Raw genomic sequence first — 17,196 nt, forward strand, 5'->3', positions numbered from 1 at the left:
GTCAGCGGAAGCGGGAGACGGCCAGGGGCGCGGCGGCGGCGAGCTCGGCGAGGTCGGGGTGCTCGGGATCGCGCAGCACCTCGCGCAGCGGGGCGGCCGGCAGCAGCTGACCGCCCACGAGGGCGTGCACGGTGGGGCACAGGCGCTCGACCAGCTCGAGGTCGTGGGAGGCGATGAGCACGCCGATGCCCAGGCGCTCGATCAGCTCTCGCAGATGCGTGGTCATCGAGGTCCGGCTGTGCGGGTCCAGCGCCGTCAGCGGCTCGTCCAGCAGCAGGATCTCGGGCCGGGTCGCGAGCGCCGCGGCGAGGGCGACGCGCTGGCGCTCCCCGCCGGACAGCGTCGACATCGGCCGGCGTGCGGCGCTCATGTCCAGCCCGACGGCGGCGAGCATGTCCTCGATGCTGGTGCCGTGGGTGCGTCCGCCCTTGCGGGCCGTCTTGAGCGCCTGACGCAGACGGATCTCCGCGGTCTCCCGCGGATCGGTGATCGTCATCGAGTACTGCGAGACGGCGCGCACCCGGGCGGAGAACTCGCTCTTGGAGCGCAGACGCAGCTTCGCGACCGAGCGGCCCTCGAAGGTGACGGAGCCGCGGATCAGCTTCTGCGTGCCCGCGAGGATGTGCAGCAGCGTCGTCTTCCCGCCGCCCGAGGGGCCGATCAGCCCGACCGGCGCAGCGCCGCTGGTCACCTCGATGCTCACGTTCTCGAGGACGTCAGGTCCTCCGAAGCCGAGGGAGACGCCGGTGGCCTTCAGGACTGACACGTGTGCTCCTCGCGGACGTGCGGCGGCCGGGCGGCCGCCGGGGTGCGGCACCACGGTACCCGCGGCGGCTGAGGGACCGCGGGGCCGCTCGGATGCCGTCCCTCAGATGAGACCCAGACGCGAGAAGGCCGCGACGATGCCGTGCTCGCGCGGCCCGGGGACCAGCAGGTCCGCGGCCGCGAGGACCGCGGGCGCGGAGCCCCCGATCCCGACGCCGGTGCCGGCCGCACGCAGCATGCCCACGTCGTTCATGCCGTCGCCGATCCCGACCGTCGCCGCCATGTCGACGCCCAGATGCGCGGCGACCTGGCGGATCCCATCGGCCTTGTCGATCGCGAGCAGGTGCAGCTCCCCGGAGTGCATGCCGTCGTCGGAGATCGAGTTCGGCAGTGCGCCGACCAGCTCTCCCGCGCGATCCGCGATCTCGGAGACCGGCACGGGGGAGCCCCATACGGAGATCTTCGCGTAGGAGCACGAGGTGAGGTCATCGGGCAGGACGACGGCGTCGAGGATGTCCCGCGGACCGCGCCCGAACCCGCCCCGCGGCTCCTGCACACCGCCGTCCACGCGCTCCTGGATCTCCGCGGCGATGTCCGGCGTGCAGTAGATCGCCTCCGGGGCCTCGAGCGCGAAGGTCGCCCCGGCCTCGAGCAGAAGCTGCGTCGTCGTCCGTGCGAGCTCCGCGGGGAAGCGGTCGTCGCGCAGCAGCTCCGCTCCGACGCGTACATGCGCCCCCGCGGAGGCGACGAGCCCGTCGAAGAGCTCCTGCACATCGGCCGCGACGATCGAGGCGGGCCGGCCCGTGCACAGCAGCACCGTGTGCCCGTTCGCGCGGGCCCGCAGCACGGCCTCGCCGTGCTCGCGCGGGGCGACGCCGTGCTCGGCGAACGTCCCGTCGAAGTCGATGAACACGCAAGCCCGCTCGGACACGGCAGCTCCAGATCTGTCGGGGACGGTCCTGCCAGCCTATCGGCCGGTGGCACGATGGGCAGGTGACCTCGCCCGCCGATCGCTCCGATCCCACCGTCCGCCTGCGGCCCCTTGAGCTCGCCGATGCCCCGCGGCTGGTCGATCTCGAGCGCCGCAACCGTGCGGAGCTCCTGGTCGGGGCCCCGGTGCGCGGCGAGGACTGGTTCACCGAGACCGGCCAGCGCACCATGATCGCCGGGGCCCTCTCCGCCGCGGAAGCCGGGCAGGGCGCGCCGCTGGGAATCCTGCTCGAGGAGGCCGGCGAGGAGGTGCTCGTCGGGCGGCTCAGCATCAACGGGGTGGTCCGCGGCGCCTTCTCCTCCGCCTCCCTCGGGTACTGGGTCGACCGCGCGCACACCGGTCGCGGCGTCGCGACGGCGGCGGTGCGTGCCGCCGTCGGCATCGCCTTCGGCGGGTTCGGCCTGCATCGTCTGCAGGCGGAGGTGCAGGTCGGCAACACGGCGAGCGTGCGCGTGCTCGAGCGCTGCGGCTTCGCGGAGTACGGCCTCGCCCCGCAGTACCTGCGCCTGGGCGGCCGGTGGGCGGACTGCCGCCTCTTCCAGCTCGTGAACGCCGACTGGCGCGAGAGCGCACCGGCCGCGGCACCGACGGGCGACGGCGCATCGGTCCGGATCAGCGCGGAGATCCCGGCGCTCCCGGACGTGCTCGCCCTCTACGACGCGGTCGGCTGGAGCAGCTACACGCAGGAGCCGCAGACCCTCGACGCGGCGCTCGCCGGCAGCACCCGCGTGGTCACCGCACGTCGGGACGGGCAGCTGATCGGCCTCGCCCGCGTCCTCAGCGACCGCGCCACGATCGCCTACCTGCAGGACGTGCTCGTGCGTCCCTCCGAACAGGGCCGGGGCGTCGGACGCGATCTCGTGGAGGCGGCCCTCGCCCCCTTCGCGCAGCTGCGCCAGCACGTCCTGCTGACCGATGCCGAGCCCGGCCAGCGCGCCTTCTACGAGGCCCTCGGCCTCACGGAGGTCCACGACCATCCCGCAGGGCTCCGCGCCTTCGTGCGCCTGGGGTGAGGGACGGGACTCGGAGCTCGCCCCGGCATTCGGAGGCGTGCTCCGGCAGCGATGAGCAGCGGAGACGGTGAGGGGCCGGTACGCTCGGGAGGTGGATCGACAGCTGTGCGGTGAGCGCATGGGGGAGGGTTCGACGCCATGGATATCGAACGTGCCATCATGCTCGCCATCCTGTTCATCGGGGTACCGATCGCCGCGTACTGGGGAAAGCGGAAGCGCGCCCGGCGAAGCGAGACGCCGGACCGAGGCATCGGAGGCGAGGTCGGGCTCGGAGGGGAGCTTTCAGCTCCCCCGCCGCCCGATGATACGGCGGGGCCCCCTGGCCCTCGCACGGGAACCGGCCTACGGTGAAGCCATGGACATCGCTGTGCTCGGAGCCACGGGAACCATCGGACGCCTGATCGTCCAGGAGCTCGAGCGGGCCGGGCACACGGTCCGCCGCCTGAGCCGTGCCGCTGGGGTCGACGCCCGCAGCGGAGAGGGCCTCGACGTCGCGCTCACGGGCGCGCAGATCGTGGTCGACGCGATGAACATCGCCACCATGAACGGGGACGCGGCGGTCTCCTACTTCACGCGCACCGCGCAGAACGTCGCCCGGGCCGCGGAGCGCGCCGGGGTGCGTCGCATCGTCTGCGTGTCCATCCACGGGGTCACCGATCCCGCCGTGTCCCGCGGCCACGGCTACTACCGTGGCAAGGGCGCGCAGGAGCGTGCCTACCTCGCGGCACGGGTGCCCGTGACCGTGATCCGCTCCGCCCAGTGGTTCGAGCTCGCCGAGGCGATCGTGCCGCGCGGCGGGATCGGTCCGGTCGCCGTCGTGCCGAACATGCGCATGGCGCCGCTCGCCGCCTCCTCCGCCGCCCGGCTGATCGGCGAGGAGATCGGACGTGAGGACGGAGCCGATGCGCACGGCGACGAGGTCCTCTCCCTGCGCGGGCCCGAGGAGATGACCATGGTGCAGCTCGCCCGGCGGACCGTCGCCCGCCGCGGTGGTATCGGAGGCCGCCGTCCTCGCCTCTACCTGCAGCTCCCCCTGTTCGGGAGGGCGATCGCCCGTGGCGGCCTGATCCCGCGCGAGGGCGCCGTCGACCCGCTCACCCTCGAGGAGTGGCTCGAGCGGAGCTGAGCGGCATCGTGCGCACCGCCGTGTCGATCAACCGCGCCGCCGCCTTCGCCGTGCGCCCGTCCACGTCCAGCGACGGGTTCAGCTCCACCACATCGAGCAGGGCGAGCTTCCCGGTGCCGGCGGCGGCCCGCACCGCCGCCTCGATCAGCGGCAGCGGCACCCCGAAGGCCGCGGGGGCGGAGACCCCGGGCGCCGTCTGGGCCGGCAGCACGTCCAGGTCGATGGTCAGGTAGAGGACGTCCAGGTCCGCGGCGAAGTCCGCGACCGTGCGACGCATCCCCTCGGCGCCCGCCTCGAGGCACTGCACATCGGTCCACCAGGACACCCCCAGCTCCCGGGCCCGGTCGAACAGGACGCCCGTGTTGGAGGGCTCCGCGATCCCGAGCACCCGGTAGTGCAGCTCGCGTCCCGCGGCGGCCTCCGCCGCGGCCATCTGCGCGAAGGGCGTGCCCGATGTCGGGCGCGGCTCCTCGCGCAGGTCGAAGTGCGCGTCGAGGTTCAGCACGCCCCAGCGCGGCGGCTCCTCCGACGAGCTCATCGCGGTGGAGTCCTGGAGCCCCAGGTAGGAGGCCCAGGCGGTCTCGTGCCCGCCGCCGAGCACGACCGTCAGCACGCTCCCCGGCCGGTCCAGGGCCGAGGCGATCAGATGCCCGGCCGCGGCCTGCCCGGTCTCCAGGGCCTCGCCGACGGTGCGGGCGTCGCCCAGGTCGTGGATGCCGGTCTCGCCGCGGGCGATCGCCCCGTGCACCGCCATCGGCGCGAGCGCGCGGCGCAGGGCATCGGGAGCCTCCGCGGCGCCGACGCGCCCGCGGTTGCGGCGCACCCCCTCGTCCGAGCGGAAGCCGAGGACCGCCACGTGCGGGTCGGCAGGATCCCCGGGCGTCGCCGCGGTGCGGACCACCTGGTGCCAGCGGGCGTGCTCGGGGCCCTCGCCGTCGATGCGGCCGGACCAGGGGCTGGGTGCGGGATCGGTCATGGGGCACCTCCTCCCCTCCCATGATGCCCCCTGCCCGGGCCGGTGCGGACGGGCACGGATAGGATCCGCGCATGGGAACGCCCGCATCCCCCAAGGTCCCGGCGGCCGATGCGACGCTGCGTCTGCTCACGTTCCTGGCGGCGCAGCGGGCACCGGTCCCGGCGGCGCGCATCGCCGAAGTCCTCGAGCTTCCGCGCTCGAGCGTCTACGACCTGCTGGCCGCCCTGGTCGCCCACGGCTACGCCCTGCACCTCGTCGAGGAGCGGCGCTACGCCCTGGGGCCGGCGGCCTATGAGCTCGCCGCCGGCTATGCGCGGCACGACCCGCTCGCCCGCATCGGCCGCCGCGCGGTCGCCCGGATGGTCGACGCGGCCGGGGAGTCCGGGCACCTCGCGGTGCTGCGGGGACGCGACGCCCTGTACCTCGTCGAGGAGCGGGCGCGCATGCGACCCAGCCTCGTCACCGACACGGGCGTGCGCCTGCCCGCGCATCTCGCCGCGAGCGGGAGGGCGATGCTCGCCGCGCTCAGCCCCACGCAGCTGAGAAGCCTCTATCCGCGGGGAACCCCCTTCGAGAGCCGCACGGGCGCCCGGACCATCGGCAGCCGGCCCGAGCTCGTCGCGGCCCTCGGGCAGGTGCGGGGCGAAGGCGTCGCCTGGGAGGACGGCGAGGTCACCGAGGGCTTCGCCTCCGTCGCCGCCGCGGTCCTGGACGCCGCGGGCTGGCCGATCGCGGCGGTCGCGCTGACCTGGGAGTCCGCCCGGGCGGATCGGGGCCTGGCCGCCAGCTGCGAGGCCGCGGTCCGGGCGACCGCCGCGGAGCTGGAGAAGGCGCTGCGGTGAGCGGGGCGCGATAGCGTCGGGCCATGGACTTCGTGGAGATGAGCGACGGCGCGCGCCTGGCGACCTGGACGGAGCCGGGACCGGCGGGCGCTCCGGCCGTGATCCTCGTGCACGGCGGGCCGGGCCTGTGGGACTACCTCGAGCCTCTGGGGGCCCTGCTCGCCGGGCGCGCGACCGTGCACCGCTACGACCAGCGCGGCTGCGGCTCCTCGACGCGCGCACCCGGAGTGCCGGACGCGGAGCAGCTGAGCATGGACCGCTTCGTCGCCGACCTGGAGGAGCTGCGGATCGCCTTCGGGCACGAGCGGATCGTGCTGGTGGGTCACTCCTTCGGCGCGACCCTCGCCCTCGCCCATGCCGGTGCGCATCCGGAGCGGGTGCGCGGCCTCGCCTATGTCGACGGCGTCGGCATCGGGGACTGGCGCGCCCAGTACCGGCCCGAGCGTGCCCGCCGCCTCGCCCCCTGGGCGCAGGAGCGCGCGCTGCTGGACGCCCTCGGCGCGGAGGGGCGCAGCCGTGCGCAGGAGACGCAGTGGCGGCGCATCCAGTGGGCCGCGGACTACGCCGACCCGGTTGCCGGCTACGACCTCGCCCTGCCGATGGCGCAGTCCCCGCACCGCATCGACCAGCAGGTCAACCGGGCTCTCATGGGCTGGTCCGATGCGGATCAGATCGGCTGGGCAGCTGCCGTGACCTGCCCGATCTTCTTCGTCCACGGCACCGCCGATCCGCGGCCCGTCGGCCCCGTGATGGAGCTCGCCGCCCGCGCCCGCCTGCCGCGCAAGCGCGCGGTCACCGGTGCCGGCCACCTGCCGTGGATCGAGCAGCCCGAGCAGGTCCGCGAGATCCTCGCCGAGCTGGTGGTCGCGGCGGGGGCGCGGCCTGTCTGATCCCTGCTCGCGGACCCGTCCGGCCCGCTCCTCCCCAGGCTGTCCGGGATCCCGGACGGGATCGGCGCCGGGGCCGGGACGCGCCCGCCCGGGGCGTGGTGTGCTGGCACGGACGGCCTCGCAGGAGAGGCCACGTCCCGTGAACCGCCGCAGCCCGCGCCCCGAGCGCCCCACCTCGACCAGGAGACACCATGGCCCTCCCCGGAGCCCGTCCCGTCCGCGCCCCCCGCGGCACCGACCTCAGCGCCAAGTCCTGGCAGACCGAGGCGCCGCTGCGCATGCTCATGAACAACCTCGACCCCGAGGTCGCCGAGCGCCCCGACGACCTCGTCGTCTACGGCGGCACCGGCCGCGCCGCCCGCTCCTGGGAGGCCTTCGACGCGATCGTCGAGACCTTGCGCGACCTCGAGGAGGACGAGACGCTGCTGGTGCAGTCCGGCAAGCCCGTCGGCGTGCTGCGCACCAACCGCTGGGCCCCGCGCGTGCTGCTGGCGAACTCCAACCTCGTGGGCGACTGGGCGACCTGGCCCGAGTTCCGCCGCCTCGAGGCCGAGGGCCTCATGATGTACGGGCAGATGACCGCCGGCTCCTGGATCTACATCGCCACCCAGGGCATCCTCCAGGGCACCTTCGAGACCTTCGCGGCCGTGGCCCGCAAGCGCTTCGGCGGCACCCTGAAGGGCACCATCACCCTCACCGGCGGCTGCGGCGGCATGGGCGGCGCCCAGCCGCTCGCCGTCACCCTGAACGACGGCGTGTGCCTGATCGCGGACGTGGACCGCAGCCGCCTCGAGCGCCGCGTCGCCAAGCGCTATCTCACCGAGATCGCCGATGACCTTGAGGACGCGATCGCCCGCGCGAACGCCGCGAAGGCCGAGGGCCGCGCCGTCTCCATCGGCATCGTCGGCAACGCCGCCGAGGTCTTCCCGGCGCTGCTCGCGCGCCACCGCGCCGGCGACATCACCATCGACGTCGTCACCGACCAGACCAGCGCTCACGACCCGCTGTCCTACCTCCCGCTCGAGCACACCATGGAGGACTGGAGCGCCGAGGCGGAGGCCGATCCCGAGGGCTTCACCAAGAAGTCCCGCGAGTCCATGGCCGCGCAGGTGAGGGCCATGGTCGAGTTCCAGGACGAGGGCGCCGAGGTCTTCGACTACGGCAACTCGATCCGGGACGAGGCCCGCCACGCCGGCTACGACCGCGCCTTCGCGTTCCCCGGCTTCGTACCCGCCTACATCCGCCCCCTGTTCTGCGAGGGCCTCGGCCCGTTCCGCTGGGTCGCGCTCTCGGGCGACCCGGAGGACATCGCCGTCACCGACGCCGCGCTGAAGGAGCTCTTCCCCGAGAACGAGCACCTGCACCGCTGGCTGGACGCCGCCGGCGAGCACGTCGAGTTCGAGGGCCTGCCCGCGCGCATCTGCTGGCTCGGCTACGGCGAGCGCCACCAGGCCGGGCTCCTGCTGAACCGCCTCGTCGCCGAGGGCAGGGTCAAGGCCCCCATCGTCATCGGCCGCGACCACCTCGACTCCGGCTCCGTGGCCTCGCCCTACCGCGAGACCGAGGCGATGCTCGACGGCTCCGACGCGATCGCCGACTGGCCGCTGCTGAACGCCCTGACCGCGACCTCCTCCGGCGCCACCTGGGTGTCCATCCACCACGGCGGCGGCGTGGGCATCGGCCGCTCGATCCACGCCGGGCAGGTGGGCCTCGCCGACGGCACCGAGCTCGCGGCCGCGAAGCTCGAGGCGCTGCTGACCAACGACCCGGCGATGGGCGTGATCCGCCACGTCGACGCCGGCTACTCCCGGGCCGCCCAGGTCGCCGCCGAGCGCGGCGTCCGCGTGCCCATGGCCCCGGTGATCCGCGACGGCGAGCAGGCGTGAGCATGCCCGCGAGCACCCTGATCACGAACATCGGGGAGCTGTGGACCCTGGACCCGGCCCTCGACGACGCCCCGCAGCAGCAGGTGCTGCGGGGCGCCGCCCTGCTCCTGGAGGGGGAGCGCGTGGCCTGGTACGGGCCGATGAGCCAGACGCCCGCGGCCGACGTCCAGGTCGACGCGGGCGGCCGCGCCGTCCTGCCCGGATGGGTCGACTCCCACTCCCACCTGCTGTTCGACGGCGACCGCTCGGCCGAGTTCGAGGCCCGCATGGCCGGGCGCGCCTACGCAGCCGGCGGCATCCAGGTGACGACCGATGCCACCCGCTCCGCCCTCGCAGGCGACCTGCTCGAGCCGCTCGTGCGGGCCCGCATCGCCGAGGCCTGGGCAGGCGGCACCACCTGCCTGGAGACCAAGACCGGCTACGGCCTCAGCCTCGAGGGCGAGGCGCTCTCCGCGCGGCTCGCCGGGCGCCTCGTCGCCGACGGCACCCTCGAGGAGGCCACCTACCTGGGCGCGCACCTCGTGCCGCGCGAGTACGCGCAGGACCCCGACGCCTACGTCGACCTCGCCGCCGGGGCGATGCTCGAGGCCGCGCTCGCCGCCGCGGGCGGGCGGATGCGATGGGCCGATGTGTTCTGCGAGGACGGCGCCTTCGACGAGGACGCCTCCCGGCGCGTCCTCGAGGCGGCACGGCAGGCGGGCCTGGGCCTGCGGGTCCACGGCCACCAGCTGGGCCGCAGCGGGGGAGTGGCGCTCGCCTGTGAGCTCGGCGCCGCGAGCGTCGACCACGTCAACCACATGAGCGCCGCGGACATCGAGGCGCTCGCCGCGACGGCGGACCGTCCTGTGCGGGACGCGGGAGCGGGGACGCTCGCCGTCGACGCCGGCCCCACGGTCGCGACCGTCCTCCCGGCCTGCGATCTGTCCACCCGCGCCCCGCTCGCCCCCGCGCGTGCCCTGCTCGACGCGGGTGCGCGCATCGCGCTCGCGAGCAACTGCAACCCGGGCACCAGCTACACGAGCGCCATGGGCTTCTGCGTCGCGACCGCTGTGCTGCAGATGCACCTCACCCTCGACGAGGCCATCCGCGCCGCGACCCGCGGCGGCGCCCTCGCCCTGCGCCGCCGCGACGTGGGCCACCTCGGCGTGGGCGCCCGCGCGGACGTGCACCTGCTCGAGGCGCCCACCGCCATCCATCTGGCCTATCGGCCGGGCATGCCCCTGACCCGCGCCGTCTGGCGGCGCGGGCGGCCGATCATCACCGCTCGACGCCCTTGACCAGGCGCTTCAGCACCGCTTCAGCGCCTCGTGCCTACGGTGGGAGCATGATCGATCCGGTGAATCCCCGCACTCCTCAGATCCTCCTCCCGACCCCGTCCCGCGGCTCGCATCGCCTGCGCGGCGCGCTCCTGGCAGGCGTCGCGGCCGCCCTCCTCGCCGCGTGCGGAAGCGGCGCCCCCGGCGACGAGGGCGACATCCCCGCCGAGGGCCCGCAGACGACCGTCTCGAGCCCGGCCGCCTCGGACGGCGGGGGCGAGGACGCGACCGCATCGGCCCAGGCCTCGGACGGCGGCGGGACGGAGACCGCCGCGCCGGGCGCCGGCACGGCCGCGCCCGCTGCCGGCGACATCGAGGCTCTGCGCACCGCCGCGGAGACCGCGACCGCTGAGGCCGGCGGCGAGGGCGCCCTCTCGATCGACGTCGAGCGCGACGGCATCGAGGTCGAGGTGCTTCTGGCCGACGGCTCCGACGTCGACGTGCGCATCGCCTCCGACGGTACCGCCACGGTCGGCACCCCCGACGCGCCCGATGCCGACGACGTGCCCCGCGCCCCGCTGGACCTCGCGACGCTCCCCGACATCGCCGCCGCCGCCCAGGAGGCCGTCACCGCGGAGACGGGGCAGGAGGGCACGATCGATGCGATCTCGTCCTCCGACGACACGGGCGTCGCCTACGAGGTCGGCCTCCAGGTGCCCGGCGGGGACGACGTCGACGTCGATCTCGCCGAGGACCTGAGCGTCGTGCGCGTCGACCTCAGCTGACCCCTCCGCACCGCCCCTCCTTCTCCCGCGGCGCCGCCGTCCCCGTCCGGAATCCCGGACACGGACTGCGGCGCCGCCCCGTGCCGAGGGCCCGCCCGCGCCTAGCCTCGGTCGTATGACCACCACCATCGTCCTGTCCACCTCCGGCCTCACCCCCGCGGACGTGCTCGCGGTCGCCCGTCACGGCGCGGAGCTGCGCCTGGACCCCGCGGCGCGCGAGGAGATCGCCCGCGTCCGCGCCCACATCGACGCGCTCGCCGGCGGCACCGTCCCCGTCTACGGCGTGTCCACCGGCTTCGGCGCCCTCGCCGACACCTCCATCCCGCCCAGCATGCGCCACGCCCTGCAGCGCTCCCTCATCCGCTCCCACGCCGCCGGCACCGGTCCCGAGGTCGAGACCGAGGTCGTCCGCGCCCTCATGCTGCTGCGCGCCAAGACCCTCGCCTCCGGGCGCACCGGAGTGCGCCCCCTCGTCGTGGAGACGATGATCGCCCTGCTCAACGCAGGGATCACGCCCATCGTCCACGAGTACGGCTCGCTGGGCTGCTCGGGCGACCTCGCGCCGCTCGCGCACTGCGCGATCGTCCTCATGGGCGAGGGCCGCGCCCGCGACCGCCACGGCGTCGAGCGCCCCGTGCCCGAGCTGCTCGCCGAGGCCGGCATCGCCCCCGTCCTGCTCGAGGAGAAGGAGGGCCTGGCCCTCATCAACGGCACCGACGGCATGCTCGGCATGCTGCTGATGGCGCTCGCCGACCTCGAGGACCTGGTACGGACCGCGGACCTCACGACGTCCCTGTCGGTGCAGGGCCTGCGCGGCCGCGACACCGTCTTCCGCCCCGAGCTGCATGCCCCGCTGCGGCCGCATCCCGGCCAGGCCGCATCGGCCGGGAACATCCTCGCGCTCCTCGAGGGGTCGGGGATCATCGCCGATGTCGCCGCGGAGGGCTCCCGCGTGCAGGACGCGTACTCGCTGCGCTGCGCCCCCCAGGTCGCCGGCGGCGTCCGCGACACCATCGCCCACGCCCGCACCGTCGCCGAGCGCGAGCTCGCGAGCGCGATCGACAACCCCGTCGTCCTCGAGGACGGCACCGTCACCTCCAACGGCAACTTCCACGGCGCCCCGGTCGCCTACGTCCTCGACTTCCTCGCCGTGGTCGCCGCGGACCTCGCCTCGATCGCGGAGCGCCGCACCGACCGGATGCTCGACAAGTCCCGCTCCCACGGCCTGCCGCCCTTCCTGGCCGATGACCCGGGCGTCGACTCCGGCTTCATGATCGTGCAGTACACGCAGGCCGGCCTCGTCTCCGAGATGAAGCGCCTGGCCGCCCCCGCGAGCGTCGACTCCATCCCGTCCTCCGCGATGCAGGAGGACCATGTGTCGATGGGGTGGCATGCGGCACGGAAGCTGCGCACCGCCGTCGACTGCCTGCGCCGCGTCCTCGCGATCGAGCTGATCACCGCCGCCCGGGCGATCGACCTGCGCGCCCCGCTCGCGCCCTCGCCCGCCGCGTCCGCCGTGCTCGCGGTGCTGCGCGAGCGCGTCGAGGGCCCCGGCCCCGATCGCTTCCTCGCACCCGAGATCGCCGCCGCCGAGGAGCTCCTGAAGGACGGCAGCATCCTCGCGGCCGCACAGGAGGTCAGCGGCCGCCTCGCCTGATCCGGCCCGAAGCGCCGGGGCTGGCGGCCGCGACCGGAGACTTCTGGAGCCCCAGGGCGGGACAGCGCTTCCTCGTCCGCGCCATGTCTCCCAGGCTCCAGAAGTCTTCGCTCCTCCGCCGCCCGCACCGCTTCAGCCCCGCTTCAGCGCGGTGCGGGCACACTGGGGACATGCGGATCCTGATCGTGGACGACGAGGTGCGCCTCGCGGACGGCGTGCGCCGCGGCCTCGAGGCCGAGGGCATGGCCGTGGATGTCGCGCACGACGGCCTGGGCGGCCTCGACCTCGCCGCAGACCACGACTACGACGCGATCGTGCTGGACGTGATGATGCCCGGCATGAACGGCTACCGGGTGTGCCGGGAGCTGCGCGCCGCCGGGGACTGGACGCCGGTGCTGTTCCTCACCGCCAAGGACGGCGAGTGGGACGAGGTCGAGGGGCTCGACACCGGCGGCGACGACTGGCTGACCAAGCCGTTCTCCTATCCCGTGCTCGTGGCGCGGCTGCGCGCCCTCGTCCGTCGCGGAGCCCGCGACCGGCCCGCCGCCCTCGAAGCCGGCGACCTCCGCCTGGACCCCGCGGCACGTCAGGTGTTCCGCGGCGAGACCGAGGTGACGCTCACCGCCCGCGAGATCGCGGTCCTCGACTTCCTGCTGCGCCGCCGCGGCGAGGTCGTCACCAAGGCGGAGGTCATCGCCAACGTCTGGGGCGCCGACTTCGTCGGCGACCCGAACATCGTCGAGGTGTACATCGGCCACCTGCGCCGCAAGATCGACCGACCCTTCGGGCGGGAGGCCATCGAGACCGTGCGCGGCGCCGGTTACCGCCTCTCCGCGACGGGCGGCTGAGATGCCGGAGGCCCGCCCGCGCTCTGCCTCTCCCGCCCGCCCGCGCTCTGCGTCTCCCGCCCGCCCGCGCCTGTCCCGCTCGATCCGGGCCCGGGTGACCGCCTGGGCGCTCCTCGTCGTGGCGCTCGTGCTGGCGGTCGGCTCCTTCGCCGCCGTGAGCATCCTCGCCCGCGCGCTGGCCGACGGGGTCGCCGTCGCCGCGGAACAGGATCTCGAGACCCTGGGCGACCAGGCCGAGTCGGCCCCGGCCGCGCTCGCGGAGATCGACGACGACCTGCTGGTGCGGCTGGCCGGGACCGAGGGCGGCGCCGGCACGATCAACGACGACGCCGCGGCACGGCTGCCCGAGCTCGCCCCGGGAGAGAGCCGCCGCGTCGTCATCGACGGCGAGCCCTATCTGGTGCTCGCCGAGGACACCGATGCAGGGATGCTCACCGTCGGGCGCTCCCTCGAGCACGTCGACGAGGCCGTCGCCACCTCGCGCACCCTCCTGATCATCGCCGTGCCGCTCATGGTCCTGCTCGTGGGCGGGGTGGTGTGGGTCGTGACCGGCCGCGCGCTCGCCCCTGTCGAGGAGCTGCGGCGCCAGGTCGACGCGATCGACGCGGCAGAACCCTCCGCCCGGGTCGATGCCGGCGGCAACGACGAGCTCGGCGCCCTCGCCGCGACCATGAACCGGATGCTCGAGCGGATCGAGCGGGCTCAGGCCACGCAGCGCCGCTTCGTCAGCGACGCCTCCCACGAGCTGCGCTCGCCGCTCGCGACGATCCGCCAGCACGCCGAGCTCGCCCGCGCCCACCCCGAGGCGATGGACGCCCGCGCCCTCGGGGACGTGGTCCTCGCCGAAGGCGCTCGCATGCAGGACCTCGTCGAGGGCATGCTGCTGCTCGCCCGTCTCGACGAGCGCCGCGAGCGCGCCGCGACGGAGGTCGACCTGGACGATCTCGCGCTCGCCGAGGCCGAGCGGCTGCGGCCGATGGGCGTGCAGGTCGATGCCCGCGGGATCGGACCGGGCCGCGTCATCGGAGACCCCGTGCTGCTGGGCCGCCTGCTGCGGAACCTCGTCGACAACGCCGCGCGGCACGCCGACGGCACGGTCGCGCTGCGGGTCCGCGGCGAGGGGAGCCGGGTGCTGCTCGAGGTCGAGGACGACGGATCCGGCATCCCCGAAGATGAACGTGCCGCCGTGTTCGACCGCTTCGCGCGCCTCGACGAGGGACGCGCCCGCGACGAAGGCGGCAGCGGCCTGGGCCTCGCGATCGTCCGCGAGGTCGCGACCTCCCATGGCGGCAGCGTCACCGCAGGCCAGGGCACTCTCGGCGGGGCCCTCCTGCGGGTCGAGCTGCCCGCGGCACCCTGACCTGAAACGAGCTTCAGCTCGCTTCAGAACGGCTTCAGCGCCCGCTGGGCACAGTGGAGCCATGACCACGAACAAGAAGACCACCGCCCCCTCCGAGACCACCGCCGCGCCCGCGGCCCGCCCCACCCGTCGCCTGCGCACCGTGCTCACCGGCGGCATCGCCGCAGCCGCCGCGCTCCTCGTGATCGGCGGGAGCGCCTACGCCCTCGGCGGCTCCGACGACGGCGGCGACGAGAGCGGTGACGGCACCATGACCACCACCCCCGCCGGCTCCGGCTCCGACGCGGGCTCCGATGCGGATGACGAGGACCGCGACGACGAGGACGACCGGGATGACGAGGATGATCGAGATGACGAGGAAGACGCGGACGATCAGGGCGACGCAGACGATGACGCGGACGATCAGGGCGGGGCCGCGGACCAGGGCGCGGAGCGCCCCGCCGCCGATCTCGCCTCCCTGCGCTCCGCCGCGGAGGCCGCGCAGTCCGAGGCCTCCGGCACCGGGGTGAGCAGCATCGACGTCGAGAACGGCGGCTATGAGGTCGAGGTCGTCCTGGCCGACGGGACCTCCGTCGACGTCTTCATCGCCCAGGACGGCACCGCCTCGCAGGATCGTGAGGACACCGACGACGAGGATGATGCCGACGGGGCCGATCCCGTCCTCGACCTGTCCCAGCTCGAGGCGCTCGAATCCGCGGCGGTCACCGCCTCGACCGACGCCGGCCACGACGCGGGCACCATCGGCGCGATCGAGACCTCCGACCACCGCGGCACCGCCTTCGAGGTGACGCTGCTGCAGGAGGGCGGCTCCGAGGTCGAGGTCGCGCTCGATGCCGACCTGGCCGTGACGGACGTCGAGCTGGACCGCTGACGCCGCGACCCGGCCCGGAGGACGGCGCATGATCATGACCGTCGTCATGGGACGGGTCGCGTGCCCCGCCCCTACCCTCGTGCCGTTGCCGTGCGAGCACCGACGAGGGGGAGCATCATGCCGCAGCCGGCCGGAGAGTTCTCCGCACGACTTCGCAGAGCGCTGGATTCTCGGGGCCGCAGCCTGTCGTGGGTCCATGAGCAGCTGCATGCGATGGGGCACCCCATCGGGCGGACCACGCTGACCTACTGGAAGAACGGGGAGCGCACGCCGCACGGCGGACGATCCCTGCAGATCGTCGACGTGCTGGAGGATCTCCTCGATCTCACCCCGGGGACCCTGGCCGAGGCGCTCGCCCCGGTCCCGCGGCTGGGACGCGTATCGGACATCGCGAAGCCGTACCAGGACGAGGAGCTCTGCGCGCTGGTGGAGTCCGTCGTGGCCCGTCACCAGCCCGGCGCGCTCGAGAACCTTCGACAGATCCAGTTCCACGCGGCGGCGGAGGCGGGGCCGTCCGGGGAGGTCCGTCGCCTCCGCGTGGACACCGTGATCCAGGTGCTCCGCACCCCGACCGACGCCTCGATCGGACTGAGCCTGCCGCCGGTGCCGACGGAGGTCGTGCCCGAGCTGACGGTGCTCGCCGGGGCCGCGGACATGTGGCTCGAGCCCGTCCTGGGAGGGCGGGTGCACGTCATCCGGGCGAGGCTGGAGCGGACCTACGACCCGGGCGAGGAGTTCGCCGTCTCCTTCCTGCGCACGTTCCCTGCTGCGCATCCCCGGGACATGAAGATCGAGCAGAGCTTCGTGCGACGGGTGAGGAGCGTCAGCCTGATGGCGACCTTCGCCGAGGCGCCCGTCCCCGACTGGATCGAGTCCTACGAGACGGGCGGTGGTCCCGATCGGGTCACGGACATCCGTGCGCAGCGCACCGTCCATGTCGCCCGCGGTTCGTTCGGTCCGGGAGTCATCGGGCTGCGATGGGGATCCGACCTGTGATCGCCCCCGTCCGCACACGGCTGACCGGCCGGGGCCGGTCAGAGGGCGGTGACGGCGGGGGCCTGCACCCCGATGTCGTTCGTCGCGCCGACGCTCCCGGCCGGGAAGCCGATGACGTAGCGGACGGCGATCGCGGCGGTCCGCGGGAGGGTGATCCGGAAGCTCCGGGTCCCGGAGACGTGCGCGCTCCGCGCCGGGACCGTGACCTGGTCCTTCGCTGCGAGTCCGCCGATGTTCGCCCCGGTCTCCGCGTCCAGGACCGCTGCTGTGAGCCAGATGCCGCGATTGTTCCGGCCGAACGCCGTCCAGCGGAAGCTGAGCTCGTAGGTGCCGGCGGCCAGGCAGACGCTCTCCCGCGTCAGCTGCACCGTGACCGCGCCGGAGGTGACCGGGTCGAGGCTGAGCACGGCGACATCGCCGAGCTCGTTCGCTCCGCCGGGGGCGTAGCGCGCGGAGAACTGCACCGGCGTCGAGGTGCGGAAGGATCCGGGCGTGGCCACCTGCGTCCAGGCGGAGAGGCTCCCGTCGTAGGCGAGAGCGGCCGTGGGATCGGGTTCGGGAGAGCAGGTGGGGGAGGCGGCCACCGCCGGCATCGCGACCGAGGCCACGGCCACGGGAGCCGCCCAGACCGTGCTGCGGATCAGGGCTCGGCGGGTGCTCGGCGATGCGGGCGGCGCACCGCGGTCGGTCCGGTCTCTCATCATGCTCCCTCGGGTGCGACAGGTCTGCCGACGGATCGGCATGGTGAACGATAGGGCCGCCCTGTCACACGCCAGAAGCGGCTCGTGACGGTCCCCTGCCACGCTCGCGGTCAGGGGCGGAGAGCCGTGCTGCTGCCCGCGCCCACGCTATTGTTGGACTGTTGTCGGAAAAACACGCTCCTCGTACGTCGTCGGTCCGGGTCGCTCGTGCGGGTGTGGGGCAGGGGAGTGGC

The 17,196-nt window shown here is 74.3% G+C and carries 16 protein-coding genes; 12 read left to right on the plus strand and 4 right to left on the minus strand.

From position 1 onward, the window contains the following. Position 1: 1 nt before the first annotated feature. Together ACFFF6_RS07025 and ACFFF6_RS07030 are read right to left on the minus strand one after the other, a co-directional pair. Positions 2-766 (minus strand): ABC transporter ATP-binding protein, encoded by a 765-nt coding sequence (locus ACFFF6_RS07025; RefSeq protein WP_376979477.1) that lies wholly within the window; start codon positions 764-766, stop codon positions 2-4. Between the two features lie 102 nt (positions 767-868). Further along, positions 869-1,696, minus strand: coding sequence for an HAD hydrolase family protein (locus tag ACFFF6_RS07030; protein WP_376979479.1), 828 nt, complete (start codon positions 1,694-1,696; stop codon positions 869-871). Positions 1,697-1,758: 62 nt separating this feature from the next. Here ACFFF6_RS07030 and ACFFF6_RS07035 point away from each other — a divergent pair, with 62 nt between their 5' ends. Then, positions 1,759-2,769 (plus strand): GNAT family N-acetyltransferase, encoded by a 1,011-nt coding sequence (locus ACFFF6_RS07035; protein WP_376979481.1) that lies wholly within the window; start codon positions 1,759-1,761, stop codon positions 2,767-2,769. A 355-nt stretch (positions 2,770-3,124) separates the two neighbouring features. Then, complete coding sequence (locus ACFFF6_RS07040; protein WP_376979483.1) at positions 3,125-3,895, plus strand: SDR family oxidoreductase; 771 nt, start codon at positions 3,125-3,127, stop codon at positions 3,893-3,895. Here ACFFF6_RS07040 and hutG read toward each other — a convergent pair. Then, on the minus strand, positions 3,864-4,871 hold the full coding sequence (gene hutG, locus ACFFF6_RS07045; RefSeq protein WP_376979484.1) for a formimidoylglutamase: 1,008 nt from the start codon (positions 4,869-4,871) through the stop codon (positions 3,864-3,866). The genes ACFFF6_RS07040 and hutG overlap by 32 nt on opposite strands. 71 nt (positions 4,872-4,942) lie before the next feature. On the opposite strand from hutG, the gene ACFFF6_RS07050 reads away from it, so the two are divergent. From ACFFF6_RS07050 to ACFFF6_RS07095, 10 genes are all read left to right on the plus strand, one after another. After that, entirely contained in the window at positions 4,943-5,713 is a 771-nt protein-coding gene (locus tag ACFFF6_RS07050; RefSeq protein ID WP_376979486.1) for an IclR family transcriptional regulator, read from the plus strand. A gap of 23 nt (positions 5,714-5,736) precedes the next feature. Beyond that, on the plus strand, positions 5,737-6,603 hold the full coding sequence (locus tag ACFFF6_RS07055) for an alpha/beta fold hydrolase (protein WP_376979487.1): 867 nt from the start codon (positions 5,737-5,739) through the stop codon (positions 6,601-6,603). Between the two features lie 191 nt (positions 6,604-6,794). Next, positions 6,795-8,489, plus strand: a complete 1,695-nt coding sequence (gene hutU, locus ACFFF6_RS07060) for a urocanate hydratase (protein ID WP_376979489.1) — start codon at positions 6,795-6,797, stop codon at positions 8,487-8,489. Between the two features lie 2 nt (positions 8,490-8,491). Then, on the plus strand, positions 8,492-9,766 hold the full coding sequence (locus tag ACFFF6_RS07065; protein ID WP_376979491.1) for an amidohydrolase family protein: 1,275 nt from the start codon (positions 8,492-8,494) through the stop codon (positions 9,764-9,766). Between the two features lie 47 nt (positions 9,767-9,813). After that, entirely contained in the window at positions 9,814-10,530 is a 717-nt protein-coding gene (locus ACFFF6_RS07070; RefSeq protein ID WP_376979493.1) for a hypothetical protein, read from the plus strand. 115 nt (positions 10,531-10,645) lie between these two features. Continuing rightward, entirely contained in the window at positions 10,646-12,187 is a 1,542-nt protein-coding gene (gene hutH, locus ACFFF6_RS07075; RefSeq protein ID WP_376979495.1) for a histidine ammonia-lyase, read from the plus strand. A 170-nt stretch (positions 12,188-12,357) separates the two neighbouring features. After that, a complete protein-coding gene (locus ACFFF6_RS07080) occupies positions 12,358-13,035 on the plus strand; it encodes a response regulator transcription factor (RefSeq protein WP_376979496.1) in 678 nt (225 codons plus the stop codon). Between the two features lie 94 nt (positions 13,036-13,129). After that, entirely contained in the window at positions 13,130-14,395 is a 1,266-nt protein-coding gene (locus tag ACFFF6_RS07085) for a sensor histidine kinase (RefSeq protein ID WP_376979498.1), read from the plus strand. 61 nt (positions 14,396-14,456) lie between these two features. After that, positions 14,457-15,266 (plus strand): hypothetical protein, encoded by an 810-nt coding sequence (locus ACFFF6_RS07090; protein ID WP_376979500.1) that lies wholly within the window; start codon positions 14,457-14,459, stop codon positions 15,264-15,266. Between the two features lie 117 nt (positions 15,267-15,383). Continuing rightward, entirely contained in the window at positions 15,384-16,262 is an 879-nt protein-coding gene (locus tag ACFFF6_RS07095; RefSeq protein ID WP_376979502.1) for a hypothetical protein, read from the plus strand. A 38-nt stretch (positions 16,263-16,300) separates the two neighbouring features. On the opposite strand, the gene ACFFF6_RS07100 is transcribed toward ACFFF6_RS07095, so the two are convergent. Then, positions 16,301-16,963 (minus strand): hypothetical protein, encoded by a 663-nt coding sequence (locus tag ACFFF6_RS07100; protein WP_376979504.1) that lies wholly within the window; start codon positions 16,961-16,963, stop codon positions 16,301-16,303. Positions 16,964-17,196 lie beyond the last annotated feature (233 nt).

The sequence above is a fragment of the Brachybacterium hainanense genome (assembly GCF_042434575.1).
GTDB lineage: Bacteria > Actinomycetota > Actinomycetes > Actinomycetales > Dermabacteraceae > Brachybacterium > Brachybacterium hainanense.